Annotated in this window: 21 protein-coding genes and 1 tRNA gene; 9 read left to right on the forward strand and 13 right to left on the reverse strand. The window is 46.5% G+C overall.

Features of this window, described 5'->3' with window-relative positions; genetic code table 11:
* The first annotated feature begins 202 nt into the window (after positions 1–202).
* From LL912_RS03915 to LL912_RS03930, 4 genes are read left to right on the forward strand one after another with little or no spacing between them, the layout of a single operon-like run.
* Positions 203–3,370, forward strand: coding sequence for a SusC/RagA family TonB-linked outer membrane protein (locus LL912_RS03915; protein ID WP_235552251.1), 3,168 nt, complete (start codon positions 203–205; stop codon positions 3,368–3,370).
* A gap of 20 nt (positions 3,371–3,390) precedes the next feature.
* A complete protein-coding gene (locus tag LL912_RS03920; protein WP_235552252.1) occupies positions 3,391–4,860 on the forward strand; it encodes a RagB/SusD family nutrient uptake outer membrane protein in 1,470 nt (489 codons plus the stop codon).
* An 18-nt stretch (positions 4,861–4,878) separates the two neighbouring features.
* Entirely contained in the window at positions 4,879–5,583 is a 705-nt protein-coding gene (locus tag LL912_RS03925) for a fasciclin domain-containing protein (RefSeq protein ID WP_235552253.1), read from the forward strand.
* 20 nt (positions 5,584–5,603) lie between these two features.
* On the forward strand, positions 5,604–6,608 hold the full coding sequence (locus LL912_RS03930; protein WP_235552254.1) for a DUF5007 domain-containing protein: 1,005 nt from the start codon (positions 5,604–5,606) through the stop codon (positions 6,606–6,608).
* A gap of 73 nt (positions 6,609–6,681) precedes the next feature.
* On the opposite strand, the gene LL912_RS03935 is transcribed toward LL912_RS03930, so the two are convergent.
* A complete protein-coding gene (locus LL912_RS03935) occupies positions 6,682–7,152 on the reverse strand; it encodes a hypothetical protein (protein ID WP_235552255.1) in 471 nt (156 codons plus the stop codon).
* Positions 7,153–8,051: 899 nt separating this feature from the next.
* Positions 8,052–8,681 (reverse strand): NUDIX hydrolase, encoded by a 630-nt coding sequence (locus tag LL912_RS03940; RefSeq protein ID WP_235552256.1) that lies wholly within the window; start codon positions 8,679–8,681, stop codon positions 8,052–8,054.
* A gap of 59 nt (positions 8,682–8,740) precedes the next feature.
* Here LL912_RS03940 and pyrE point away from each other — a divergent pair, with 59 nt between their 5' ends.
* Complete coding sequence (gene pyrE / locus LL912_RS03945) at positions 8,741–9,373, forward strand: orotate phosphoribosyltransferase (RefSeq protein WP_235552257.1); 633 nt, start codon at positions 8,741–8,743, stop codon at positions 9,371–9,373.
* Here the strand turns inward: pyrE and LL912_RS03950 are convergent.
* The 7 genes from LL912_RS03950 to LL912_RS03980 all read right to left on the reverse strand — a co-directional run bounded on the left by LL912_RS03950 (position 9,370) and on the right by LL912_RS03980 (position 17,219).
* The gene (locus LL912_RS03950) at positions 9,370–9,837 is read right to left on the reverse strand and encodes a hypothetical protein (protein WP_235552258.1); all 468 of its coding nucleotides are present in this window, start codon (positions 9,835–9,837) and stop codon (positions 9,370–9,372) included. The two genes, pyrE and LL912_RS03950, sit on opposite strands and share 4 nt — an antisense overlap.
* A 405-nt stretch (positions 9,838–10,242) precedes the next feature.
* Entirely contained in the window at positions 10,243–11,370 is a 1,128-nt protein-coding gene (locus tag LL912_RS03955; protein WP_235552259.1) for a glycosyltransferase, read from the reverse strand.
* Positions 11,370–12,485, reverse strand: coding sequence for a glycosyltransferase (locus LL912_RS03960; protein ID WP_235552260.1), 1,116 nt, complete (start codon positions 12,483–12,485; stop codon positions 11,370–11,372). The genes LL912_RS03955 and LL912_RS03960 overlap by 1 nt, the downstream gene beginning before the upstream one ends.
* A gap of 8 nt (positions 12,486–12,493) precedes the next feature.
* Positions 12,494–13,555, reverse strand: coding sequence for a UDP-N-acetyl glucosamine 2-epimerase (locus tag LL912_RS03965; protein ID WP_235552261.1), 1,062 nt, complete (start codon positions 13,553–13,555; stop codon positions 12,494–12,496).
* A 251-nt stretch (positions 13,556–13,806) separates the two neighbouring features.
* On the reverse strand, positions 13,807–16,431 hold the full coding sequence (locus tag LL912_RS03970) for a TonB-dependent receptor (RefSeq protein ID WP_235552262.1): 2,625 nt from the start codon (positions 16,429–16,431) through the stop codon (positions 13,807–13,809).
* A 93-nt stretch (positions 16,432–16,524) separates the two neighbouring features.
* A complete protein-coding gene (locus tag LL912_RS03975) occupies positions 16,525–17,082 on the reverse strand; it encodes a hypothetical protein (protein ID WP_235552263.1) in 558 nt (185 codons plus the stop codon).
* Positions 17,083–17,145: 63 nt separating this feature from the next.
* Positions 17,146–17,219 (reverse strand) — tRNA-His (locus tag LL912_RS03980).
* A gap of 203 nt (positions 17,220–17,422) precedes the next feature.
* Here LL912_RS03980 and LL912_RS03985 point away from each other — a divergent pair.
* Entirely contained in the window at positions 17,423–19,564 is a 2,142-nt protein-coding gene (locus LL912_RS03985) for a carboxy terminal-processing peptidase (RefSeq protein WP_235552264.1), read from the forward strand.
* 86 nt (positions 19,565–19,650) lie between these two features.
* On the opposite strand, the gene LL912_RS03990 is transcribed toward LL912_RS03985, so the two are convergent.
* From LL912_RS03990 to LL912_RS04005, 4 genes are all read right to left on the reverse strand, one after another.
* Positions 19,651–20,535, reverse strand: coding sequence for a sugar phosphate isomerase/epimerase family protein (locus LL912_RS03990; protein ID WP_235552265.1), 885 nt, complete (start codon positions 20,533–20,535; stop codon positions 19,651–19,653).
* A gap of 19 nt (positions 20,536–20,554) precedes the next feature.
* A complete protein-coding gene (locus LL912_RS03995) occupies positions 20,555–21,442 on the reverse strand; it encodes a hydroxypyruvate isomerase family protein (RefSeq protein WP_235552266.1) in 888 nt (295 codons plus the stop codon).
* Positions 21,443–21,446: 4 nt separating this feature from the next.
* Positions 21,447–22,679 (reverse strand): nucleoside permease, encoded by a 1,233-nt coding sequence (locus tag LL912_RS04000; RefSeq protein ID WP_235552267.1) that lies wholly within the window; start codon positions 22,677–22,679, stop codon positions 21,447–21,449.
* A 61-nt stretch (positions 22,680–22,740) separates the two neighbouring features.
* Positions 22,741–24,021 carry an MFS transporter gene (locus LL912_RS04005; RefSeq protein WP_235552268.1) on the reverse strand — a complete coding sequence of 427 codons (1,281 nt, stop codon included), beginning with the start codon at positions 24,019–24,021 and terminating at the stop codon, positions 22,741–22,743.
* 356 nt (positions 24,022–24,377) lie between these two features.
* Between LL912_RS04005 and LL912_RS04010 the strand changes: the two genes are divergently transcribed.
* From LL912_RS04010 to LL912_RS04020, 3 genes are read left to right on the forward strand one after another with little or no spacing between them, the layout of a single operon-like run.
* Complete coding sequence (locus LL912_RS04010; RefSeq protein WP_235552269.1) at positions 24,378–25,433, forward strand: sugar phosphate isomerase/epimerase family protein; 1,056 nt, start codon at positions 24,378–24,380, stop codon at positions 25,431–25,433.
* Between the two features lie 36 nt (positions 25,434–25,469).
* A complete protein-coding gene (locus tag LL912_RS04015) occupies positions 25,470–25,871 on the forward strand; it encodes a c-type cytochrome (RefSeq protein ID WP_235552270.1) in 402 nt (133 codons plus the stop codon).
* 18 nt (positions 25,872–25,889) lie between these two features.
* Entirely contained in the window at positions 25,890–26,624 is a 735-nt protein-coding gene (locus LL912_RS04020) for a 3-keto-disaccharide hydrolase (protein ID WP_235552271.1), read from the forward strand.
* Positions 26,625–26,631 lie beyond the last annotated feature (7 nt).

Here is a 26,631-nt window from a genome sequence, read left to right on the forward strand (position 1 = left end):
CAGGTCCAAAAGTACTGAACGTGTTTAGGCTTCCGGATGCTGTTGGATCCTTCAACTGACGTATTGTTCCGTAATCATTTTTACATATCATGTACCGGCTAATCTAAAACAAGCCGGGGCTTAAATTCTAAATACGTGGCTATCGAGTCTTGTATTAGCGGGGTGTACTATATTTTTTGATCATCATAACTTAATTCTTTACATGAAGAAGATTTTAATCAGTTGCTTGTTTGTTTTGTATTGCATCGCAGGGAACACACAGGATGTGCACTTGATCTCCGGAGCGGTTATGGATACATCCGGATCCCCTTTGTCAAATGCGAGCATTGTCGATCTTGCAACTAAAAAAGGAACACTGACAGATAGCACCGGAAGGTTTTCGCTTGCCATTGCCGGAAATAGCGCAAAAATAGAAGTGAGCCTGGTCGGATTTACAGCCCAAAAACTTACAGTAAATACAGGAGCAGACCTCCTGATAAAGCTATTGCCGGCACAGGAATCCAATCTTGACAATGTGGTGGTTGTAGGATATCAGGCGCAATCCTTAAAAAAGACAACCAGTGCCGTGCAGGTGATCTCCGGTCGGGACATAGAGAATCTTCCTGGTCCCAGCTTCGACCAGTTGCTGCAGGGCAAAGTCGCAGGGGTTAATATTCAAAACTTCAGTGGTGAACCCGGGGTTCGCAATACCTTTACAGTCCGCGGGAATTCGACAATTGTCACCAATTTGAATACCGATGAATTTGATGCTGCCAGAACAATGAGTACACCTTTGTATGTAATAGACGGCGTGCCCATGTCTGTTACGGATATGGAAAGCATCAGCTCCAGTGGTACCAACCTTCTTGCCGGACTTAGCCTTGCAGATATTGAAAGCCTGAGTGTACAGAAAGATGCGGCTGCCACAGCTGTTTGGGGCGCACGAGGCGCAAACGGTGTGATCGTGATCAAAACAAAAAAGGGAAAATCCAGAACCCCGCTTGTAAGGGCTTCTTACTACCGAGGCCTTGTTGAAAAGCCAAAGCTGTTGCCTACGGCTATTGGCGCCGAGGAACGCAGACAGAAAATGGACCTGATCAATGCCTACGGGAGCTACGCCCAAAAAGGTACCATTCCCCAAATGCTTTCCGACAGTCTGAACCCTTCTTTCAACAATGCCACAGACTGGCAGGACATCTTTTACAGTTCCGGAAAAATCGACAATGCAGACCTGAGCATATCCCAGGGTACAGATAATTACAATTACCGGGTGAGTGCGAACTATTACAATGAGGATGGTATTGTGCGGCAAACGGGTGTTACAAAATATTCACTGCGGGGAAATTTCGGGTTTAACTTCAGCCCTAAATTAACCACCAATTTTAATATTTCAGCATCCCGGCTTAACAGAAAAAGAGGATTGGGGAAAGGCAAGAATGACGTACTGCCCATAAGCCCCACGCAAATGCCCTCTTCATTTTATGCGATCAGTGATGCAGACCGCGCTTTCTATTTCGGGCAGTTTGATAAGCTGAAAGATAAAAACCAAACTGACCAACTGAGCATATCTATGCAAACAAGGTATAAGATTCTTGAGGGACTTGAATATACGTTTATGGGGGCTTATTCCAGCGCAAACGACCAGCGCGACCGTTTTCAACCTTCATTCATTGCCTCAGACGGGCGTTCATTTGCCGAAAACAAGAGCGGTGTATTTGAAAGCTACCAGCTTACCAATACACTGGGGTATACAAAGTCGTTTGGTGAGCGCACCCACAACCTGGGTATCGTAGCCACACAGCAGTTCCAGCTGGATCAGAAATCGGGCAGCGTTCTGGGAGGTTATAACGTGCCGGATGATAATATTAAGGCCGTATTTGGTATTCCTCAGAATGATTTGTACGGAAATTCATATGAGCAAAAAGCAGGGCTGCTGTCTTACCTTGCACAGTTCTCCTATGATTTCAAGGAACGGTACTTGTTGAATCTTTCATTGGCGGCCAATGCATCCTCGCGGTTTGGAGATGATAGCAAATGGGGGTATTTCCCGGCTGTTTCACTGGGGTATATTATTTCCGATGAACCGTTCATGAAGAATGTGGAGTGGATCAGCGAGTTAAAAATAAGAGGCAGCTACGGCCTTTCGGGGACCATGCCGGAAGATTTCTATGCGCCTTTCAATATCTGGGACCTGAACAGAGGCACTTATAATGGCATTGTACAGGCAACGCCTTCATTTCAAAAACCGATCACGCTTCCCAATCTGACCTGGAATAAATCGAACCAGGCAAATATCGGGTTGAATCTTTCTATGTTCAAAAGCCGGATCAACTTAACAGCAGACGCATACCGCAGGAATAACACCAATCCGATACTCAGCTTCCCATTCCCGTTCTTTACCGGTTATACAACGGTAGTTTATAATGCCCCTGTAAAGATTCTTAATGAGGGGATAGAGTTGAACCTGAACACAAAAAATCTGGGACCCAAAAGCCCGCTGCAATGGGAAACCAGCATCGTTTTAAGTTACAACAAGAACCGGATCGCTGCGCTGCCCAACGGGAACCGCTCATTCTTCAGCGATTCAAGAAACTATAATCAGTCGCTGATCTATTCCGTAGGAGCCCCCATTTACGGATGGGCGCAAATGCTGTATAACGGCGTATACAACCGGAATTCTGAAATACCGGTAAATCCGTACACGGGGCAGCGGCTGACCTATTTTAAAGGCAACAACCCTGTGCAACCCGGCTATCCGTACTGGATAGACGTAAATAAGGATTGGGATGCATGGAGCGATGAAGATAAAGGTGAACAGTTTGGAGACCTGGTTCCCACAGGCGACCCGAACCCCCGGTTTACCGGCGGTATTTATAACCAGTTTACCTTTAAGCAATTCTTTATAGGCATCCAGTGCACGTATACCTTTGGCAGGGACATCATTAATAATTTTGATGCCAACCAGTTTGCCGGTGTATGGAATTTTGGAAACACAATCTACGATTTTGCGCGGTTCCGCCTGCCCGATCTGTCGGGAAAGGATTATTGGACACCCGCAAAAGCGGCAGATCCTAACTATAAAGCCAATTTTCCCAGCATCAGTCCGTATGGACCGAATTTTTATCAGTTTCTTCCGTTTTCCACTATGTGGAACGAGAACGGAAACTACTTTAAGATTCGTTCGGCTACGCTGGGTTATACGGTGCCTGCAGAAACCGTGCGACGTATCGGCTTTAAAAACGGGCGCATCTTTGCGATCATTGACAATATCTATTCCTTTCAACGATCTAATGTACCTGACGCCGAGCTGGTAACGCCGCAGGGGGAATATACCGGTTCTGCATATCCGTTGCCCCGGAAATACACGTTGGGCTTTGAACTTACATTCTAATACGAAAATATTTTTCAGTTATGAACATGCATTTTAAAATCATATCAGACAGGGCGATTATACTGGGGCTGCTGTTGTTGGTCTTATTGCCTTCATGTAAAAAATATCTTTACCTGAAGCCGGAAGACTCTACCTATGATAAGGTGTTCTGGGCATCCGGAGCAAACGTAGAGAAGGCGCTGGCTGGTGCCAGCGGGCTTTTCAGGGATGCGATCACTGCAAGCCGCCTTCATTTCATAGTAGGCGATTTTGTAACCGATGAGTTCTTAAGGGGAGGCGATTTCTGGAACTATGAAGCCCTTTCGATGGCCGGGCGGAACAACTATGCTTATACGCCGTATATTGAGCCGGTATCTAACTGGACAAGTTTCTACGGGGTGATCAATCAATGTCATCTGATTGTTGAGAATACGCCAAATATCGATGACTCAAAATTTGAAGGAGGCACTGAACGAAAAAAGCAGCTCCTGGGCGAAGGGCATTTTTTGCGGGCGCTTACCTATTTTTATATGCTAAGAATCTGGGGGGAGCCGGTTGTAACCAAACATTCAATAGTGGATCCGTTAAATGTACCACCGGTTCCAAGGTCAACAGACGAGGAAGCGCTCGGTTATTGCATTGAAGATCTCTTAAAAGCAACCGACCTTTTGCAGGACAAAAGTGACAACCCGGTTTATGCAGATAAGAATGCAGCCCGGGCACTGTTGGCACATATCTATGCCTGGAAACATGATTATGTTAATGCCAGGAAATACTGCGATGAAGTGATTAATAAAGGGGGCTACGACCTGGAACCCATCAATACCTATACAAATATCTGGGATGCACAATCCAATGAAACCATTTTTGAGGTGTTTCTGAAATATGATAAAGGCAGCAATGAAGCGCAAAAAGATTTTTTCAATGTTTTCCTGTTTAACCCGGTTATAAACAAAGGTACCGCCAGTTCCTGGGCTGTAAATACGGATTATGCAGATGAGCTTTTTACAGACGAGAGCGATCAGCGTTACACAAAGATCTTCAAGAATGGACAGGGAGGCGTCATGTTGAGCAAATATACAGGTGTGAATCACTATGATCCCAACCGTCCGGATGAATATGTGATTGATAACAACCTGGTATTGTTCCGCCTGGCAGATATAAAACTCTTAAAAGCGGAAGCTTGTGTAAAACTGAACACAATAGCAGAGGCCCGTAAAGAGATCAATGATATCAGGAGCAGGGCACAGGCTGAGCCACTGGCAGATAATGATCCCTGCACAATGGAAACTGTATTTAACGAACGTGCACGGGAACTTTATGGCGAGGGGAGCCTGGCCTTTGACAATATAAGAATGAAACTCACCAATCCTGATTATGCCAATGTTCTTCCGGATCCATATACGCCCGCACGCGTAGCCGCAAAAGGATATTACTGGCCGCTTTCCATGCGCACTTTGCTGCCACAAAATGCATTGTTAACTCAAAATGAATGGTGGAAAAATCACTAAAAGTAAATTAAGTCAATTATGAAAAGAGTATTAATAATAACGATCATCTGCACAGGACTGATTTTGTTGGCTTCCTGTAAAAGAGATGACTATCTTACCGGTGGATCGCTGCACAACCCGAAGTTTGACATGACCACCTATGACTTCCTGAAGAACCGTCCCGATGGTTTATTTGACACCCTGGTGTCGCTGATTGACAAAGCAGGGCTTAAAGATCTGTTGAATAAAAACAACATTACATTCTTTGCGCCCACAGATTATTCTATTCTGAAATACCTGGATTCCAGGACCAAACAGGAACAAAAGATAAACGAGAACCGTAAATGGACCCTGGATTCCATGATAAAATATGAGTTAACCAAGTTCTCCGATTCCTTAAAAACATATATCGTGGACCGGAAATTGGCTTATAGTGGTCTTACAAATAATGGTACAATGATGCCAACCGAAAAAGCGGGATCTCAAACTGTGGTGTCATATGAGGAAATAAAGCCGGACCACCCGGATTATGAAAAACTCGGAGGCAACACCAATGTTTCAACCAATCCGTTTATTGTCTATTATACGTTGCTTTATGCGCCGCTGACACCGCCGATAGTGGCAGCCGACATCACACCGGAACAGGGCAGAAGAGAGCGGGTGCAAACCTCCGGTATCGAAACAAACACCGGCATGATACAGGTACTGAATAATGATCACATCCTGTTCTTCCGGCAGCCTTAATAATCAATAAAAACTTAATAATGAGCAGCAGATTTTTAAAAATATTTGTAACCGCATTCATGCTGGTTTCTGTCTTTGCCGGGTGCAAAAAACTTCCCGACGGGTTTTTGAGTACCACGCTCCGTTATGAGGAAGATCCGATTCTTATTAATAAAGGACAGCTGCGCGTTAGTTCCGCACTGAACTTCGACGGCTCCAGTAAACCCGCAAAGATCGAATTGTTGCATATCTATAACCGGGCCACCGGAGCCAACGTAGATGCCCTTTTTTCAAAAAAAGTGCCCATGAAGATATGGACGGGTATCCTGGATCCCAAAACAGATACAACCCTCGAAGCAGTGGCTGCAAAACAGAAGGAAGTAATGTTGGCCCCGCTCACGATCAATGAGGTTAGCGGCCAGCTGGAATCAAACTATGGCACACTTGATCTGCCTACAGGCTCATATACCTTTGACCTGAAAATCACAAATGGCGCCGGATCAAAAATATATCCTAAAATTGGGAATTTTGATCTGATTGATGCGCCGGCCTTTGAAACGCCCTCAGCGCCATATTTAAGAATGAGTAAAGTGGGGGACGAAGCATCCGGCACCAACCTGACCAGTGCTGCCGACCTCAATGTAAAGATCGAGCATGTGAATCTTACGGATAATAAAGTGATCCTGAAATTTGTGGATAAAAACGGCGTGGTATTTAATCCTGCAGCTGGGGAGGTAGCCAAAAGGCCCAACACGGGATTGAATCCGGTGCCGCCCAACCTGCAGAATCTTGAAGACTATGCATTTAAAACAAGCATCTTTAATGATCGGATGGAATTTGCATATGTTACCATTCCATTTCCGTTAAATTCGCTTGGGAATGGCTTTAACCTGTATTACCGTATCCCGTCGAAATATTTCAGCTACGATGATCAGGCTACATATCCGAAAGATTTGTGGAACGCAAATCCCCGCTTCTCATTCAGAGCTTATGTTCCCGGAACATACCAGATTACGTTTACCCTTCGCAGGGCCACACACCGGTAACCTGATTGGAACAGGCAAAAAAAGGGCCATATCTGCATTTTGATATAGCCCTTTTTTTTTGAACTTATGTATGCTAGTAACGTCCCCGGTCATTGCGGCTATGGGCATAGTTGCGGTTGCCATGATTGTTCCTGTATACGTTTTTGTCCCGTTTATCATTACGATACGCATAATCTCTTATCGATACCTGTGTATGATCATACCGGTACCGGTCGTAACGGTTGCGGTGAAAACGGTTATCCCTCCAGGGATCCGTGGTATTGATCACTACTTTGTAGGTGTTATAAAGATTGATATTTGCAAACCGGCGGGGCAGCTGGCGTGTGGTTACCCAGCTTCTCCGGTCTTGGTAAATATAAGTCCGGTTATATACGTCGTAATAGGCATTGATCTCCGGCAAATAATAATAGCGGGCCTGGTTATAGCCATAAGGACCCCATTGAGGCTGATTCCCGATGTTGACATTGATATGTACCTGTGCACCGGCAGGTTGTACTGCCGCCATTCCGCTTACCAGCATCATTACAATGAATAACTTTTTCATAACGACCTCCTTTGTTTTTTTGATGAATGTTGTTCTGTTATATAGACGTGGTTCTAAAGTAAAGGTCTGCACGGGAAGCGTTAATAAATTACTAAGGTTAAATGAAGCGGATGTTCCAGGGATCAACGCAGATCCGGGTTTCTTTTTTAACGCACCGGGCACTGGGATTTTGCAACGTTCGCCCTGCGCAACGTATAAGTGTTGGCTGTATTGCCATTACGGTTCTGGCGGATTCTTTGCGCGTATTGCGTTAAAGCTGTACTACAGAACTGCGAAGAGGGCTTTAATGATCTTATTTCCTGCAGTTCTTTGAACGGTGTAGAGCCCGCAGATCCGGGTTTCTTTTTTTACGCAACGGGCGCAAGGCTTTCGCAAGGTTCGCCATGCACAGCGATATAAGTGTTGGCCGTAGTGCCATTACGGTTCTGGCGTATTCTTTGCGCACATTGCGTTAAAGCTGTACTACGGAACTGTGAAGGGCAGATTTAATGACATGATGATCCTATCCTCTGCATCTTTTTGAACGTTCTAGACCCAGCAGATCCCGGGCTTTTTTTTAACGCAACGGGCGCAAGGCTTTCGCAAGGTTCGCCATGCACAGCGATATACGTGTTGGCCGTAGTGCCATTGCGGCCTTAGCGGGTTCTTTGCGCACATTGCGTTAAAGCTGTATTACAGAACTGCGAAGGAGGCTTTAATGATCTTATTTTCTGTAGTTCTTTGAACGGTGTAGAGCCCGCAGATCCGGGCTTCTTTTTTAACGCAACGGGCGCAAGGATTTTGAAACGCTCGCCCTGCGCAACATATAAGTGTTGGGCTGTATTGCCATTACGGTTCTGGCGGATTCTTTGCGCACATTGCGTTTAAGCTTTTACTACGAAGGAGGGCTATCAACAAACTCAGGAGGTTTGCTCCCAGGTATCCAGTACATCCACGATGGATGGGTAGGCCTGTTCTTTATAGGCGGCAATCTGTGTGGGCGCTACCCAGCTGATGGCTGTGATGTCTTCCTCGGTTTGCGGTACCAGTTGTTCCGTAGCCGTTCCCTTCATTATAAACCAATGCGATTCTTTCAGGATATGATGTGTTCCCTGTTCATAGGTATGATAGGTAATCAGCAACGGAGCTCCCAGTTCTACCTGTGAAAGCCCGGTTTCTTCTTTTACTTCCCGGAGCGCACAGGCTTCAATCGTTTCTCCTTCATCCAGCTTTCCTTTGGGAAGATCCCAGAAGCCGCGCCGGTGAATCATCAATACTTCCCGGCTTTCATTCAACACCAGGCCGCCTCCGGCCCGGATGATCTCGAATTTCCGGAAAAAAGCATTTTTCAGCTGGTCGAAATCCGGGTGTACAAAGATCCCGGTTTTAATTTCGGGCAGGGTCAGTTCCCGCAGCATGGCTTTGACCGAATGCGTGTCCAGTTCATCGATCAATACCGTTTCGGGATGATGCAGGAGCTCCTGCAGGTGGCTATCGGGCTGGTCGCAGAGGTAAAGGATTTTATTATGGGTGTGTATTTTAATTTGCATATAATTTCTGTTTTATAAAAGATGCGCTTAATTTCGCAGCCTAAATTTAGGGAGCTATTATGAACGATGCAAAAGTAGTTGCAGAAAAGTTACTGCAGGTAAATGCGGTAAAATTGAGGCCACATGAGCCTTTTACATGGGCCAGCGGCTGGAAGAGCCCCATCTATTGCGATAACCGGAGCGTGCTTTCGTTTCCGTTTGTGCGCGATTTTATTAAAAGTGAAATGTGCAATGTACTGTTTGAGCAGTTTAGCGATGCGGATTGCATTGCCGGTGTAGCTACAGGAGCCATTGCCTGGGGCGCCCTTGCTGCCGACCAGCTGAAATTGCCCTTTATTTATGTACGGCCGAAACCCAAGGAGCACGGATTGGGTAACCAGGTGGAAGGTTTGTTTGAAAAAGGACAGAAAGTGGCCGTGGTAGAAGACCTGGTGAGCACCGGGAAAAGCAGTTTGCAGGCGGTGGATGCACTGGAGGCCGCAGGTTTGGATATCGTGGGAATGGTATCGATCTTTACCTATGATTTTGCAGTTGCACAGGCTGCCTTTGCGGCTCGTGGAATTAAGTATCATCCGCTAACCAGCTACCCGGTGTTGCTGGAGCTGGCGCAGGAAAAAGGATTGATAAAAGAGGAGGATGCCGGCTTACTGCTGAAATGGAGAGAAGACCCGGCAAACTGGACGGGTGTTTAAAATTTAAACTGACTCAATAATTCGTTGGATGCCTTTTTCCCGCTGTACCGCAGCGGGAAATTTTTTATAACACCGCCCTTGCTCAAACGGGCATTGCCATCCAGTTTGATGTTAACCGAGTCCCGGGTGGCCAGGCTGAGCGCATTCGTCAGCAGGTCTTTCATATTTACCTTTAAGCGTACGGGAACCGAAAAATTGCTTCTGGCGGGGATTTTTACATCTTGATTCAGCAGAAAGTCGCCAATGTAAATATCCTGGATCCATGCCTTGCCTCCGGCATTGTTCAGGAGTGCTCCCAGTTTATTGGGATTATTAAACACCAGGTTCATTTCCATCGTGGTTTCACTCATCCCGATCTTGCCCATTTTTACATTTTCGATACCTACAAATTTTATGTCCTGGTATCGCATACAGGAGGGCAGGAGCAGCACTAAAACAGCCAAAACAACAAACAGCTTCTTCATCTTTTAATGATTAATGAGGGCAAATTAAGCGCATTTGGTGAAGCGGCGAAAAATGCACTGTTAAATCTAAAAAGGCGGACTATTTCTTTTAGTAAATTCAACGAACTAGAACCTTGTTGGGTTGCTACTATTTTTAGAAAATTAAAATTCATACAAATTGCTGGTTATTAATTTTAATCATGCATTATCGATAATTTAAATAAATGCAAAACGCCCAGGAAACCGGATGTTAAAAATAACTTTCCAAACAAGTTTGAAATGAAGATATGTGATTTTATTACCGACTGATAATGATATCAATATGACGTTATTATGCATTTTCAGTTTAAGTGAAACAGGTATTCAGTTTTTTATTGATCCGATAAATCTTTTGTAAGGAGCATTGGTGCGAGCTGGTACCGGGTGCTACCAAAGGCGGTGCATGAGCTGGCTGGTGTTACGGTCATTATTGAACGAGGTTTCAACAAGTGATTTTCGCAACTGGATTTCTTCGTCTTCAAAGGGTTTGTAATAAAGCTGGGAGATAATGGAGGCAATTGCATTGGAATTGTTGCCGATATGGCAGGCGCTTTCCAGGCCCGTTCCGGTTACCATGGATGGAGTGGTTACACAATGACGTCCGGAAAACAATGAGTGTAAGAGCTTTAAACGTATTCCTGTTATATTTTTGTTGAAACAGGGTAATACATTGATATGGGCTTTTTGAACCAGGTCATTGATCTCTGATTCGCTGGGATTGCTGATCAGGCAGGTATGCTGACAAAGCGCGGCAGCTTTCTGCAGAGGGCGGCCGGGATCTTTTCCTGCAATAATAAATGGTACCCGTACTTTGTTGAACACTTTATTGAGCAGCCATAAGGCGGCTTCTTCGTTTTCAGCCACGGAAAGATTGCCATGAAAAAGGCAATGGGTGCCCATCCCTTCCAGGCTGTTTACTTTTTGCCAGGACGGGAAAGTGGGCAGGAGGAAGGCCTGTTCAAATCCCTGTTCTTTAAAAAAAGCAACGTCTGTTTCGGAAACACAGGCCAGCTGAATGTTTTTTGAAAGTGTAGGCAGGTAGTTTTTTATAAGCCGGCTTTCTGCTTTGTAATACAGCTTTTTGAAAATATCGGAAGTGGCCCGGGCCAGTTCTTTGTAATAGACCTCTTCGTTATTGTGCATCCGCACACAGATCCTGCGGTCTGCATGGTCAATAAAGGGGATAATGCCCGTACAATGCAACCCTTCCAGCAACACGGGATAATTGTCTTTCCGGAGCTGCTCTTTCAATGCTTCGTTGATCCGCGAAGAAACAATATAGGGCAGGGAAAGGTTCAGACATTCCGTTTTTTTCCGGCGCTCATAAACGTGTACCGATTCACAAAATATATTCAGTTCCTTCGGAACACCCCGTTCGTTATAGCTGAAATAATGCAGGTGCACCTTTACACCCAGCCGGTGAAAGGCCCGGATGCGGTTCATCATATCGATCACGCCTCCGTAGTCGGCCGGCCAGGGCACATCCAAACAAACGATATGCAAGTGTTGCTGCATTATAAATAAGGTTCGTAAATTTTTATCAGTACCTGTTTCTCCTGGTTCCAGTTCAGCTCTTTTTGCGCCTTTAACACGTTTGCCTTTACCTTCTGCAGGTTTTCAGCATCATCCAGGAAGCGCGCTATTTCAGCCGCCATTTCTTTCGGGGTACGGTTATTTAAACAAAATCCAACACCGTATTGTTCGATGATCTTTTTTACCTCCGGCAACGGGGTGGCTGCCACCGGTATACCAGCTAATATATAGTCGAAAAGCTTATTAGGCAAGCTTACCAGGAAATTTTCATCGGTGAACCCGTCCAGCGAGAGTCCCAGATCTGCGTGTGGTGTATAATGCTTTAACTGATCTGGCGGCAGTTTATCGATCATTTCCACGCAGTGCTCAAGCGCCCATTCCCTGCGTTTTTCCCGGATCTGTTCCCAAAGGAGCCCGCCGCCGATATACACCAGGTAATAATCTTCCGGCAGGTACCGCATCATCTCCAGCGATTCCAGGCCACCACGCCCATGATTGATTCCTATTCCCTGCATCAAAAGCACTCTTTTACCAGCCCAGGCTGCCGGACGCGCCATAGAAGAGGGCGGAGGGGGCACGGGTAGGTTACGCACCACGGAGATGGGTATGCCGTATGCCGCCTGGTATTTGGATTTAACAGCATCGCTTACGGTATATACCACCTTTAGCCGGGGAAAAATAGCGTCTTCCAGGCGTTTCCAGAACCGCTTTTTTGCAGGCGAGCCTGCCAGTTCCGGCACCCCCGTGAAATATTCATGGGTATCATAGAACAGGAATTTTTTCCGCCATTTGGAAACGATATAGTTGGGAGCAAGGGTGTCCAGGTCGTTGGCCAGCAGGTAATCGGTTTTACAAAACAACAGCCGGAAAAACAAACGCAGGTTAAACTCGGCATATTGCAAAACACCTTTCCGGAAATAACAACGCATCCTGCGAGCATGAAAAGTATAGGTTCCAAGGGGCAGGCTGTTTCCAAAGGCCCTTCCGATCAGGAACACGTCAAAGCCCATTTCCCGGAGGGTGGCGCAGATCCGTATGACGCGCTGATCGGTCGTTATTTCGGATATTACGGATACGGTGATGCGCTTTCGCTTCATAACGGAATTTACAGAGAATCTGATAAATGATCACAAATGTTCTGGGCGGCATTGCCATATCCGAAAAGTGCGGCTTTATAATTGGGCGTATGTTGTGCCAGTTGGATAAACGTATTCAGGATGGCATCCCGGTGTGGTGCACAGGCAAGACCGGCTCCGGACCGGATGATCTCCGGCCATACGGGACGTGCCATAACCACCAGCGAGGGCTTTTCGGCAAAATAAGCTTCACGGCTCACACCTCCGCTGTCGGTGATGATAAAAGCCGCCTGTTTTATGAAGGCTTTCATTTGCGGGTAGCCTAGTGGCGGAATGATCCGGAATGAAACAGTGAGGCCAGCTTCTGTTATTTTCTTTTGCGTATGCGGATGCAGGGGAACGATCACCGGTATCTGGCGATGCAGATCGTTTAACGCATCAATGATCGCTTCCAGGTTTTTCTTTACCAGGATATGCTCTGCCCGGTGTATGGTGCAGGCTACATAAGATGTGGTTTCCGGTTTAAAGGAAGCATCTTCGGGTATTTTCAGATAAGCATCCAGCATCAGGTCGCCGGTAAAAAAAGGGGTTGCGGTAATGGCGGTACCATATCCTTCTGCTTTCAATGTTTGAAGATTATGCAGGGTACAACAATAATGAACGGATGACAGCCGGTCTGCCAGCAACCGGTTGATCTCCTCCGGCGCCTTCAGATCCCCGGTGCGTACGCCGGCTTCAAAGTGATGCAGCGATTGCCCCGTGCGCGCAGCGGCCATGGCAGCCGCGTAGGTGGTATTGGTATCGCCATAAATCATAACGGCGCCTGGTTGTTCCGCCGCCAGGTAATGTTGTAGCTGCCGGGTGGTGTGCGCTATGAACTGATCGGGATCCGTATTCTCGATCTGCAGCTGAATATGGGGGGCGGGCAAGGCCAGGTCGTCAAAGAAGATGCCGCTCATTTCCTGACTATGATGCTGACCGGTATGCAGGATCTGCTGCCGGGCTATTTTCCGCGCTTCGATCGCTTTGTATAAAACAGCCAGCTTGATGAACTGGGGCCGGTTCCCCACGATGTGAATAATTTGCTTCAAGGAACAAATATAGCGGGGAATTTAAAATATCCAATGTGGAATATGAAATGTAGAAGTAGAGATATCGTTACTGCTTTATGATCTGTCCTTCGATCCGGATGTTGCCGGAACCGGGAGCGGAGCGTCTGCTCCAGGCGCAACATGAGCCTAACGTGAAGCCTTAAACCTTAAACGGGAACCGCCCGGTAATCCGGTGCAGGAACAAGATCCTGCTTCTACATTCTTTATTTATTATTTTATATTCGATATTCCTACTGTCCGCCCATGCCCTGCATACCGCTCTGCATGCTTTCCTGCTCGCCTTTCATGTTCTTGCGTTTGAACAGGGACGCATCGAATTTTCCGAAGCGGTAGGCAAAGTTCAACCGGAAAAACTGCTGGTCGCGGGTACGTACCTGGTGCTGGTCGAAAAAGCCGGAGCTGGTATAGATATCGTTTTTCCGCGTTTTAAAGAGATCGTTTACGCTCAGCGTAACCGAGGCCGCCTTGCCTTTTAAGAACTCGTACTTTAAAGCGGCGTCAATACCATAATTGGGCATGGTATATCCCTGGGCATTACCGCTTACGGTACCGCCCATAAAGCCGCGACCACCGCCTCCGGAATTATTGCTGCTGCTGCCGCCCGGCGCCAGCACGGTTTTAGAATTATAATCACCGGACAGCTGCAATGTAAAGTTCGCCGGCAGTTTAAAGTCGTTGTTGATTTTTCCGAACCAGCTATAGAGCTGGTCTGCGGTTGGAATCGTCGGATCATCGATTGTAATCTTCGATGTATAGATGTTTACGTTACTGGTCAGGTCCCACCAGGGCGTCAGCTTATTTTTACCAACGGCCTCAAATCCTCCTACAAAGCTGGAATTGGCATTGATGAATGTATTGACCAGGATCTGGCGGTTATCGATGGGATGTATATCGGGCGATTGGTACCGGGTGATGAGACCGGCAGTGTGTTTGTAATATACCGAAAGGATCAGGCTGTTGTTCCGGTTGAAGTTGTTGGAATAAGACAGCTCAAACGAATTCGTGAACTCGGGTTTGAGGTTGGGATTCCCTTTGTTAAGGTTGAGTGAATCCGAATAGTCGATAAAGGGAAATAACTGGAAAAAGCCCGGCCGGTTGATGCGCCGGCTGTAGTTCAATTGCAGATCCTGCTGGTCATTGAGCTTCTGACTCAGGAACACACTCGGAAATAAACTAATGGGATATTTGATGCTGAAGTGCTGGTTGGTTCCGTTTGTGAGAACAGTACCGTCATAATTAGAGCTTTCAACCCTTAAGCCCAGCTGGTAGCCAAACCGGTCGCCGATCTTACTGGAAAAATTTCCGTAAGCCGCCAGTACCATGTCTTTATAGTTGAACTGCGAAGACAGAAGCGGTTGTAAGATGGAAGAGCCGTTTGCCTGTATATAGTACATATTGTTAACACTGGCCACTTTGGACTGGTTCATACGAACCCCTGCTTCCAGTTTCGATTTATCGGAAAGGGGATTGGTATAATCGGCCTGTGCCGTCATCCGTTGGTTATTCCCGTTTCCCAATTGCTGCTGGTTGAAACTCCGGGTTTGCGGTCCGGAAGCCTGGTCAAAAATGCGGTTGCCAATTGCCGTATTGTTGTCATTCCGGCTTTTGTTATAATTAAAATCTGCCGTAAGCTGGTGCCCGGTTTTTGGAAAATTATGCACGTAACCAAGGCTTCCTCCGAGATTGCGGAAACTGAAATTGCCGTTGGATTCCCGGATCGTCCTGGAATGTGTTGCATTGTTGCCAACCACTGTGTCTACAAACAGGTCGCTGCCGGTATAGTTATTGAACTTTCCTTTCACGCCCATTCCGGAAACGGTAATGGTGTTACGGTTATCCAGGAAATAATCAAACCCGGCCCTGCCGAACATAAAGGTTCCTTCTCCGATATTATGATCGTTTTGCAGCAATTGCAGGGTGGTATCTTTTAAATATGTTGTTCTTGTAGTGGTACCATCAGAAATGGATTTCCGCTGACCGTAGTTTGCATTGGCAAATACATTGAATTTGCCCTGCCGGATATTGATATTGCCTCCGAAATTGGTTTTTCCCCGCTGATCGATGCCGGCTCTAACGTTACCGCTGTAACCGACCCGTTTGGTTTTTTTCAGCACGATATTCAGGATACCGGCAGTTCCGCCGGATGCATCGTACTTGGCCGAGGGATTGGTGATCACTTCAACGCTTTCGATCTGGTCGGAGGGGATCTGATCCAGTGTAAGCGTAGTAGGGCGCCCGTCTACAAAAATCTGGGGGCTGCTGTTGCGGATGCTGATATTACCGTCGATATCCACGTTTACCGAGGGAATATTCTTCAGCAGATCGGTTGCGGTACCACCAGCCGCCATCAGGTTATTTTCCACGTTGTAAACCTTACGGTCGATACCCAAACTTACGGATGGCTTGGAGCCGGTTACAGTAACAGCAGAAAGTGTTTGATTGTCAATGCCCAGTTTGATATTGCCCAGGTCCTTGTCCAGGTTGCCCAGCAGGGAGGCCATATCCCGGTTGCCTTGTTTGAGTTTGGTGGGATCAATAAAAGAAAAGGGCTTTCGATAGGCAACGTAGCCGATACCGGTAATTTCCAGCAGGTATCGTCCGATTGCCGGCACGCCTTCCAGGCGGAATTCCCCGTTGGCTTTCGTCAGCATCCCGGTAACAACCGTGGTTTTGTTTTGACCGGTAGCAGAGTCCTTTTTTACCAGCAACAGCTGGATGGATGCAGCGTCGATACCCTTGCCGGTGGCGGAGTCTACCACTTTCCCGTAAAGTGATCCTGTGGGCATCTGGCCATTCTGCGCATTGATTCCTATTGTTAGTAAGAGCATCAGCCCCAGGAAGAGTTGTCTTTTCATCAAAATTACTTTTAGTGCGTTAGACGGTTAAATAATAGAATACTTGTTACGGGACAAAAAAAAGCAGCCGCGCTGCTATAACGCCATGAGCCATCAGCAAACCAGGTAAAAAATAACCAGGTTTACCAGCCCGATGGCCAGCCCGAAAAGCAAGCCTGCGTTGCGGTACCTACGGAGCGGTGCAGCGGCCTGTTTCTTAACAAGGGAGGATATGGGCTGTTGTTTCAACTGCCGGATGACGATCTGTTCCGGATTCAGCGATGTTTTCAGATTGCCGGCGATCTGGAGCATTACCTGGGGAAACAGGATTTTCAATTGATTTATAAATACCTCCTTTACCTTGTCGGTGGTCTTATTGCCGATGAACATCGCCAGCATTGGGATCTCTTCTTTGAGCTTCACGTTTAAAAAGTCGTCAATGTGTTGCTCGATGGCCGGCATGGCTTTTTCGATAAGGGCCGGGTCGCTAACTTTTTGTTCAATATTAAAGGACTGACCAACCAGTTCACCGGCCCATTGGCCCGCTTTTGCAGCCAGCTGTTCGTCCTGGCGGGGAAGGTACCGGTTCAGAAAATAATTGCCCGCTGCCATATGCAGCAACCAACCAGTGAGGGCCGAAACAGGAAGAAGGAGCAATAAGCAATAAGACATAAAATAAATTTGTCGCGGGGTGCTTACAAAAAAACCCCGAATAAGGATTCGGGGTTTGATCAGGGTGGCTAACCGGGTTCGAACCGGCGACCCTCAGAACCACAATCTGATGCTCTAACCAACTGAGCTATAGCCACCATTAACAGGGCTGCAAATGTAAATAAAAAAGGAATATAAACGGCAAGAAATTATTTATTTGACAGCAAATATTTTTATTGACGTAATTTTAATAGGAAATTTTATCAATTTATTGTCTTAAAAAAAATAACGAAATACGTAAGTCGTCGTTTTAAAATATTATTTTTGGGAAATGCGTGGTTTGTTAAAGTATATATTGAATATGAAAAGATTACCTTTTGTACTGTTGATTATATTGTTGACGGGTTCTTTTTTTGCATTTAAATCATCCGTTGCACGTACACCTCCGGGTAAGTACGAGCAGATCATGGGACTGGTGGGGCAGCTCCTGGTACAAGGGCATTTCAGCCCCCAGAATATTGATGATAACTTTTCAAAGAAAGTGTTCGACAAGTTTATCGATGATCTCGATTTTGAAAAGAATGTGTTTCTTAAATCCGATTATGATTCGCTGGCCGCATTGTATGCTACCCGGATCGATGATGAAATAAAAGGAGCGCCGGTGCAAAGCTTCCTGGCGATCTCTGCTGTTTTTGACAGGAGGATCCGTGAAACAGCCGGATGGAGCCAGACCATTCTTGCAAAACCATTTGATTTTTCAGTAAATGAATCCATCACCCTCAATGCAGATAAACTACAGTACCCGGCCAGCGGCGCCGAGCGCCAGGATCGCTGGAGGAAGAAGCTGAAATACCTGGCACTGGAACGGTATGTAGACCTGCTCGATGAAAGAAGTGCCAATAAAAATCAAAAAGGCTATGCGGTAAAGAGCGATGCAGAGCTGGAAAAGCAGGCGCGCAGTCGTACCGATACCGTGATCGGGCGGTTGTTTGAACGCTATAAGGCAAAGTACCGTGATGAAGATAAGTTTGATATGTTTATGAATGATATCGCTAATACGATGGATCCCCATACGAGTTTTATGGCTCCAGTGGACAGGCGGTATTTTGATGAGGAGATGAGCGGGGTATTCTTTGGCATTGGGGCGGCACTGCAGCAGGTGGATGGTAAGATAAAGATCACCTCACTGAATGCCGGAAGTCCGGCGGAAAAATCCGGACAACTACAGAGCGGCGATATCATCACTAAGGTAGCGCAGGGCGATGGTCCGGCGGAAGACCTGATGGGATATAACGTACAGGATGCAGTGAAGCTGATCCGAGGTAAAGAAGGCACGATTGTAAAACTCACCGTACGGAAAGCTGACGGCGTAGTAAAAGTAGTAAGCCTGAAAAGGGAAAAAATTGAGAATGATTTTGATACCTATGCCAGAAGTGCCGTAATCAATGACCCGGTAAAACATACTAAAGTAGGTATTATTTACCTGCCTGAGTTCTATGCCGCATTTGATGATCCGAATGGTCGCCGCAGTTACCTGGATGTGGCGAAAGAAGTACAAAAACTAAAAGATGCCAAGGTTGACGGCATCATCATCGATCTGCGTTACAATGGCGGCGGTTCGTTATATGATGTGGTAAAGATGGTGGGTCTTTTTGTTGGGAACGGCCCCGTGGTGCAGGTAAAAGGCCGCGTGAACCCGGCTGAGGTGCTGGATGTAAAAGACGAGTCAGTGCTGTATGACGGCCCGCTGGCGGTGATGGTGAATGAATTCAGTGCTTCTGCTTCTGAAATATTTGCGGCTGCCATACAGGATTATGGCAGAGGTGTGATCATTGGAGGCACCTCTACTTTTGGTAAAGGAACCGTGCAGCGCAATTTTGGCCTGGATGCTAAAAACGGAATTACTTATGGAGAGTCGGACCTGGGAACCATAAAACTGACCCTCCAGAAATTTTACCGGGTAAGCGGGGGCTCTACGCAATTAAAGGGAGTGGAGTCCGACATCGTGTTACCCAGCTACATGGATGTGCTGAAGATGAAAGAAAAGGATAATAAGGATGCATTACCTTACGATGAAATTAAGCGGGCTAATTACATGCCCTGGAAAAGCGCCTGGAACCTGCCGGAAATAAAGTCCCTGAGCGAACAGCGGCTGAAGGCAGATTCTTCATTCAAAGTGATCAAGGCGAACAGCCAGTGGCTGGTACGCGAAAATGATGAGAGCTCGCTGAATATCGAAAGCTATCGCCAGGAGCGGAAGGCGATCAAGGAAAAATCAGACCAGATGAATGCCGCACAAAAATTAAAAAATAAAATGGATGTGGCCCTTATACCAGCGGAGGCCAATAAATTTGCCAATGACAAAAGCAAAGCAGAAAGAGCAAAGCAGTGGTTAAAAGTACTGAGCGAAGACATTTATCTGAACCAGGCTGCAAATGTAGTAGATGATATGGTGAAGATTGACCGTCTGGCCAAGAACACGGCACCACCGGTGCATCCGTAATTGTTTATTGAATCATCATCTTATTAAGTACATGAAAAAACCGGCTGAAAGGCCGGTTTTTTTTGATATAGATGATTTGGTTTACGCTAAAAGACCAGCTTATTCAAGTAAGCGGCTCCTTCCTTCACACATTCAATCGGCGCTTTTTCATAAGCTTCCTGTTCCAGGATATAATGCTCCATTCCCGCAGCACGGGCAGCTGCCAGGATCGTTTTAAAATCGATGGAGCCGGTACCCACGATCACACTTAAATTCGGCTCTCCTTTTTGTGGCACGGCGCCTTTTTTCCGGTCTTTTACATGGCAAAGCTTAAACCGGCCGTTGTATTTCTTCAACCAGGCCACGGGATCCTGTCCTGCTGTAACCACCCAGTAAATATCCATTTCATAGTCCATCAGACTTTGGTCCGTGTGCTGCATAAAAATATCCTGGGGATATTGTCCTTCCTGCTGGCGGAAACTGTAATCATGGTTATGGTAGGCAAAGCGGATTCCGTTCTTCTTGCAGATTTCACCCGCCATATTGAATTCGTCGGCTAGTTTTTTATATTCATCAAGGGTTTTCTGCGGACCTACATACGGACAAATCAGGTAGCGCATACCAATTGCTGCGGCTTCTGCTGCCTTGCGTTCAAAGTCGGTCCTGAAATCACAGTGGCTGCTCACGATCTTCATACCCAGTTCATCCATATAGGCTTTAAATCCTTTATGCCCCATGCCCCAGAACATTCCCTGCGCACCTTCATAGCTCTCGATTTCTTTATAACCAAAGGCGGCGAGCTGTTTCAGGATGCCTTTCGGGTCTTTAGGCAGGTCGTCTCTCAGGCTGTAAAGCTGTATTCCCGGGGCCTTAATACTGCCGGCAGCCTTCATGCGGGAAGAGGGAGTGCAGGCGGCATTCAGTGTTGAGCCCAGCATCAGACCAAGCGCGGCGCCCCCCGACCGTTTTAAAAATTCTTTTCTATTATACATAATTATACGTTTAGCGGGTTTAAACATCACATAGCAGGATGGCATCTTTTAGCGCCTGTTTGCGTTCTTCATCCGTTTTTCCTGTTGGAATAAATTCCTGAGCCACATATCCTTTAAAGCCGGTTGCCGCAATGGCTTTCATAATAGCGGGATAATTTAGTTCCTGCAGCTCATTCAGTTCATGCCTGCCCGGAACACCTGCCGTATGATAATGGGTAAAGTAGGAGTGATAGGACCGGATATTGGCAATCACATTTCCTTCATCGATCTGCATGTGATAAATATCGTAAAGCAGTTTGAAATGCTCCGATCCTAAACGCTTGCAAAGCTCTACGCCCCATGCACTGTGATCGCACATATAATCATGATGATCTACCTTGCTGTTCAGCAGTTCCATAACCAGGGTTACATTGTGTTTTTCTGCATGCTGCAGGATCTTTTTCAATCCCTGCACACAATTTTTCAGACCGGTTTCATCATCCATGCCCCGCCGGTTACCGCTGAAACAGATCAGATTTTTATAACCGGCTTTTGCTACATATTCAATATGCTCGGTATAGTTTTTTATCAGGGTGCTGTGAAAGTTAGGCTCGTTCCAGCCATCTACGAGGTTGATCTCGGCACCGTTACACATGCTGGAGTAAATGCCGTGTTTCTTTAGTGTATCCCAGTCTTTGGGCCCTACCAGGTCAATGGCCGCAAATCCCAGTTCTTTTACATTAAGGCAAAGTTGTTCCAGTGAAAGATTTCCGTAGGTCCACCGGCATACGCTGTGATTAATATTCCCTTTTAAACTCATGTTCTTTTTATTGTTCTTTAAAACCGAGCTCCAGCCGGAAACATTACCGGCCAGGGCTGCTGTGATGGCAATTGTTTGGATCGCTTTTCTGCGGGATGTCTTTTTCATACGACTATTGAGGTAATGCTGCAGCTTTTGATTTATCCCTGAAAAGTAATATGAATAAGACCATTACCACGGCCGCAATCCCTGCCGGAACCAGCCATACCATTTTCCATTCAGGCGTGCCTGCTGCTGTTTTATAATGCTCGGATATAAAACCTGCTACCCAGAAACCGATCAGCATCCCTACACCATAGGTGGCCAGTGTAATCAATCCCTGAGCCGAACTTTTATATTGTTCACCAGCTTTTGCATCAGTATAGATCTGCCCGGATACAAAGAAGAAGTCGTAACATACTCCATGCAGCACAATTCCGGCAATCAGCATAAAAGCCAGTTCACCGGAATTGCCATATGCAAATAAGATATAACGAACGACCCATGCGAGCATCCCTACAAGAATGGTATTCTTAAACCCAAAACGTTTAAAGAACACCGGTAACAATAAAATAAACAATGCTTCGGATACCTGGCCGAATGCCATCATACCAGTGGCATTTTCAAGCCCGATGCCTGTAAGGAAGGGGTTGGCATTTTGATAATAGAAAGCAAGCGGAATACAGATAGCGATGGAGGCAAGGAAAAAGATCAGGAAGTTCGGGTCCTTTAATAATTTAAGCGCATCCAGTCCAAGGATCTGTGAAACGCTGGCATTTCCCTGCGCTTTTTTAGGAGGTGTTTTGGGAAGGGTAAAGCTGAAGAGTCCCAATACACCAGCAGCAACAGAAGCCATCAGGAAGGTGTTTCTTAACGTACCATTCGTGGTATTGTTTTGCACCTCATCCCATTTGAGCCAGCTGATCAGCAAACCCGCCAGGATCCAGCCGATGGTACCAAAAACCCGGATATTGGAGAACTGTTTTTCCGGATTGCTCATCTGGCGGAAGGAAACCGAATTCACTAATGCCAGAGTAGGCATATATACGATCATATAGCCAAAGGTATAGGGATAAAATACACTTACATCGTTAGACTTGTACATCATATACATCAGGATGGCTCCGGCAATATGCAAAAGCCCGAGGATTCTTTCGGCGTTAAAAAAACGGTCAGCGATTAACCCGATAATAAAGGGGGCAATAATGGCTCCGTAAGATTGGGTGGAAAATACTTTTGCAATATCCAGGCCGTCTGCTTTTAAGTTTGTTCCCAGGTAGGTACCCAATGTTACAAACCAGGCGCCCCAGATAAAAAACTCCAGGAACATCATAACCGATAACTGGACTTTTACGGATGATTTCATATAACTGCTTTAGAAGGATTGTTTAAAATTAGTAAAGAATATAAGGTTTGAATATTACCGGTCAGGCAGTCTGAAGTTGTTTGTTTTTATTTCGGGTATAGATGTTCAGGCCAATAAACGCTACGATCAGCACGATCGGAATCACGAGTGTGGAGTTGATGATCTCGGGGCCTGCTGCTTTGTTGGCTTCTGCAAGGGCAATCTTCATTTCCTGCGTAGCCTCCGGCGCATTATAGGCCTTGAGGTCGGCACCTGCAGGCAGTTTTTCTGCGATCAACCGGTCATATACGCCGCCCATCAGCATCATGTATATGGATACAGCAAACATCCCGGCCCCGCCCATCAGGTTGAGTCCGATGGCTCCTGTTTTGGGAAGGTATTCGGATACAAAACCCAGCATCGTAGGCCAGAAATAGCATACACCCGCACCAAAAATGAGGGCCCCTATAAAAATCATATTGCCTGATGTATTGCCCAGCAGGTAAAGCCCGATGGTAGCCACGATGGCCGACATCAGCAGCACGCCCTGTGGTGCCAGGCGTTCTACGATCGGTCCGGCCAAAGCCCGGCCAATGACCATCACACCGGTAGATACCGTTAATACCAGCAATGCATTATCGGTGATATTACGCAGCAGCACATCGATCCACTGGCCGGTAAACAATTCCGTGATCGCTGTTCCGAACATGCAGATAAGCATAAAGATGAACAGCGGATTACCCAATGACCGGTACATTTCGCTGGTAGAAACCCCGCTGGATACGCGCTCGGTAACCGGAAACTGGAGTTTGGAGAAGAGAAACCCGTAGATCAGTGTAGGAATCAGCATAACGCCTACCTGCACCTGCCAGCCCAAAGCTGCCTTATCGAAGAAATATACAATAAGTGTACCTAATACGATGCCGCCGGGGAACCATAAGTGAAAATGGTTCAGTTTGGTGGTTTTATTTTCGGGGTAAAGCGCCGTAACAAGCGGGTTACAGGCGGCTTCCACGGTTCCGTTGGCAATACCTATAAATAAGGTAGAAAAGAATAATGCCCAGAAGGGGTTCCCGAACTTCCCGGAGAAGATCGTTAACAGAATCCCCAGCAGATGGAAAATAAAGGCCACTACCAGGAGGCGTTTCATGCCGATCACATCCACCACAATACCACCGATGATCACTGCCAGGGGAAATCCCCAGAATGCGGTGGCTGCAATGGTACCAAGTTCTGCTTTGTCCAACCCAAAGTCGACCCCCAGTTTATTTAATATACCTGCTCGTATTCCAAAGGATAGCGAGGTAACCAGGAGTGCCAGACAGCTTGCCACAAATAATTGGGGGCGTTGAATTGATTTCATACCAATGCTTTCGTTAATTTTTGAATGTTTAAAAGTTATCAGAGGCTAAATGTACTATTTTTTCATTCTTGAAATGAATTATACGATTTTTTTTTGCGTTACTGTTTGCATACTGAAAATGCCCGGCCGCAGCGGAGTACGGGAACAGGATATAGGAGCAGAAGCGCATTTTCTTCAGCTTTATACCCGCTGTTATTTTGTTTGTGCTCATTGCCCTTTTTTTTAAAAAGTCCGCAAAACTAATACAGTCCGGAGACTTCGCGTATTTATTACATATTAACCCTGAAAATCTACTTTGGGTTATTTGAAAGTTTTGTACATTTAGCCGGTATATTTTAAAAACAAATAACGATTATATGACTACGCTGAAAGGACCTGGTATTTTCCTGGCTCAGTTTGCCGGCGATCAAGCGCCCTTTAATACGCTGGAATCGATCTGTAACTGGGCCGCTTCCCTGGGTTTTAAAGGGGTACAGATTCCCACGAACAATGATCAGTTCATTGACCTGCAAAAAGCCGCGGAAAGTAAAACCTATGCCGACGAGATTAAGGGCATTGTAAATGCATGTGGAATGGAGATCACTGAGCTGTCGACCCACCTGCAGGGGCAACTGGTGGCGGTGCATCCCGCCTATGACCTTTTATTCGATTCTTTTGCCCCGGAGGCCGTACGGAACAATCCTAAAGCACGTACCGAGTGGGCGATTCAGCAAATGAAATATGGTGCAAAAGCGTCGCAGAACCTGGGACTGAATGCTCATGCAACGTTTAGCGGTTCTTTATTATGGCATACCTTCCATCCCTGGCCCCAGCGGCCTGCCGGGCTGGTAGAAGAAGGTTTTACAGAACTGGCCAAACGCTGGACCCCGATCCTGGATTATTTTGACGAATGCGGGGTGGATGTTTGCTATGAGATTCACCCGGGTGAAGATCTGTTCGACGGAGATACGTATGAAATGTTCCTGGAGAAAGTAAACAATCATCCGCGAGCCTGCCTGTTGTATGATCCCTCACATTTTGTGTTGCAATGCCTCGATTATATTGAGTATATCGATATCTTTCATGAGCGCATCAAGGCGTTTCACGTAAAGGATTCGGAATTCAATCCTACCGGCAGGAAGGGCGCTTTCGGGGGGTACCAGCCCTGGCTGAAGCGCGCCGGACGGTATCGCAGTCCGGGAGATGGCCAGGTGGATTTTAAAACGATCTTTTCCAAGCTGGCCGAGTATGATTTTAAAGGATGGGCCGTAATGGAATGGGAGTGCTGCCTGAAGCATCCGGAGGATGGCGCAAGAGAAGGCGCGCAGTTTATCAAAGAGCACATCATCCGGGTTACCGAAAAAGCATTTGACGATTTTGCGGCTACGGTTAAAGATGATGCATTAAATCGGAAAGTTTTAGGGATCAATTAATATCTTTATAAAAAAAATCAAACAAATACACAGAACATGAAGAAAGTTATTTTATCTGCGGTTATCGTGGCGGCTATAGCTGCCGCATGTGGCGGGGGAGCGGAAAAGAAACCGGAAGGTGCCGGTTCGGAAACAACGGCAACCGAAAAGAAAGATGATGCGTCTGCCAATCCGGATTATCAGGCAGGCCTGGCGCTGGTGGGGCAGTACCAGTGTATCACCTGTCATAAGATCGACGAAAAATTAACCGGACCTGCCTACCGCGATGTAGCCAATAAATATGCGGGAGCCGACGATGCTACCATTACGAAGCTGGCGCAAAAAGTAATTTCAGGTGGTAGTGGTGTTTGGGGTGAAGTACCCATGACCCCGCATCCGAATGTGTCTGAGGCTGATGCAAAGACCATGGTAAAATACATCCTGCTGTTAAAAAAATAACCTCATTAAACCTTGATTATGACAAAAACCTTTTTGATTGCTGCAGTGCTTGGCCTGTCGGCATATTCCTGCTCGGGCCAGAAGCATGGCCAGTCAAACGAAGCGCCGGCTAACACACTTAGTAAAAAAGAAAAAGCCGCCGGCTGGAAGCTGCTGTTTGATGGCAAAACCACGACCGGCTGGCATACCTACGGCGCCACGGCCCCGGGTACAGCCTGGCAGGCGGTAGATGGCACCCTGCAACTGGATGGGGATGCTAAAGACGGGAGAGGCGACTTAGTTAGTGATGAGGAGTATGGGAATTTTGAGCTGCAGCTCGACTGGAAGATCTCTCAAAAAGGAAACAGCGGTGTTTGTCTTTATGTGATCGACAATAAAGAAAAGTATAAATACATGTGGTATACCGGGCCTGAAATGCAGATCCTGGATAACGACGGGCATCCGGACGGGAAGATCACCAAGCACCGGGCAGGTGACCTGTACGATATTATCAAAAGCAGCAGCGAACCGGTAAAAGCCGTGGGTGAGTGGAACCATGTGGTGATTAAAAGTTTGAATGGCAAACTGGATTTCTTCCTGAATGGTGTTCATATTATTGATACCCATATGTGGGATGATAACTGGCGTGCACTGGTTGCCGGAAGCAAGTTTAAAAATCTTCCGGATTTTGCTGCTTTTAAATCAGGCCGTATCGGATTGCAGGACCATGGCAATACGGTTTGGTTCCGCAATATCAAGATCAAAAGATTATAATTTAATA

Source organism: Niabella agricola (assembly GCF_021538615.1).
GTDB classification, from domain to species: domain Bacteria; phylum Bacteroidota; class Bacteroidia; order Chitinophagales; family Chitinophagaceae; genus Niabella; species Niabella agricola.

Excerpts from the sequence above, each read along its gene's own strand:
- LL912_RS03915 (WP_235552251.1), top strand. The coding sequence starts at position 203 with ATGAAGAAGATTTTAATCAGTTGCTTGTTTGTTTTGTATTGCATCGCA.
- LL912_RS03920 (WP_235552252.1), top strand. The coding sequence starts at position 3,391 with ATGAACATGCATTTTAAAATCATATCAGACAGGGCGATTATACTGGGG.
- LL912_RS03925 (WP_235552253.1), top strand. The coding sequence starts at position 4,879 with ATGAAAAGAGTATTAATAATAACGATCATCTGCACAGGACTGATTTTG.
- LL912_RS03930 (WP_235552254.1), top strand. The coding sequence starts at position 5,604 with ATGAGCAGCAGATTTTTAAAAATATTTGTAACCGCATTCATGCTGGTT.
- LL912_RS03935 (WP_235552255.1), bottom strand. The coding sequence starts at position 7,152 with ATGAAAAAGTTATTCATTGTAATGATGCTGGTAAGCGGAATGGCGGCA.
- LL912_RS03940 (WP_235552256.1), bottom strand. The coding sequence starts at position 8,681 with ATGCAAATTAAAATACACACCCATAATAAAATCCTTTACCTCTGCGAC.
- pyrE (WP_235552257.1), top strand. The coding sequence starts at position 8,741 with ATGAACGATGCAAAAGTAGTTGCAGAAAAGTTACTGCAGGTAAATGCG.
- LL912_RS03950 (WP_235552258.1), bottom strand. The coding sequence starts at position 9,837 with ATGAAGAAGCTGTTTGTTGTTTTGGCTGTTTTAGTGCTGCTCCTGCCC.
- LL912_RS03955 (WP_235552259.1), bottom strand. The coding sequence starts at position 11,370 with ATGCAGCAACACTTGCATATCGTTTGTTTGGATGTGCCCTGGCCGGCC.
- LL912_RS03960 (WP_235552260.1), bottom strand. The coding sequence starts at position 12,485 with ATGAAGCGAAAGCGCATCACCGTATCCGTAATATCCGAAATAACGACC.
- LL912_RS03970 (WP_235552262.1), bottom strand. The coding sequence starts at position 16,431 with ATGAAAAGACAACTCTTCCTGGGGCTGATGCTCTTACTAACAATAGGA.
- LL912_RS03975 (WP_235552263.1), bottom strand. The coding sequence starts at position 17,082 with ATGTCTTATTGCTTATTGCTCCTTCTTCCTGTTTCGGCCCTCACTGGT.
- LL912_RS03985 (WP_235552264.1), top strand. The coding sequence starts at position 17,423 with ATGAAAAGATTACCTTTTGTACTGTTGATTATATTGTTGACGGGTTCT.
- LL912_RS03990 (WP_235552265.1), bottom strand. The coding sequence starts at position 20,535 with ATGTATAATAGAAAAGAATTTTTAAAACGGTCGGGGGGCGCCGCGCTT.
- LL912_RS03995 (WP_235552266.1), bottom strand. The coding sequence starts at position 21,442 with ATGAAAAAGACATCCCGCAGAAAAGCGATCCAAACAATTGCCATCACA.
- LL912_RS04000 (WP_235552267.1), bottom strand. The coding sequence starts at position 22,679 with ATGAAATCATCCGTAAAAGTCCAGTTATCGGTTATGATGTTCCTGGAG.
- LL912_RS04005 (WP_235552268.1), bottom strand. The coding sequence starts at position 24,021 with ATGAAATCAATTCAACGCCCCCAATTATTTGTGGCAAGCTGTCTGGCA.
- LL912_RS04010 (WP_235552269.1), top strand. The coding sequence starts at position 24,378 with ATGACTACGCTGAAAGGACCTGGTATTTTCCTGGCTCAGTTTGCCGGC.
- LL912_RS04015 (WP_235552270.1), top strand. The coding sequence starts at position 25,470 with ATGAAGAAAGTTATTTTATCTGCGGTTATCGTGGCGGCTATAGCTGCC.
- LL912_RS04020 (WP_235552271.1), top strand. The coding sequence starts at position 25,890 with ATGACAAAAACCTTTTTGATTGCTGCAGTGCTTGGCCTGTCGGCATAT.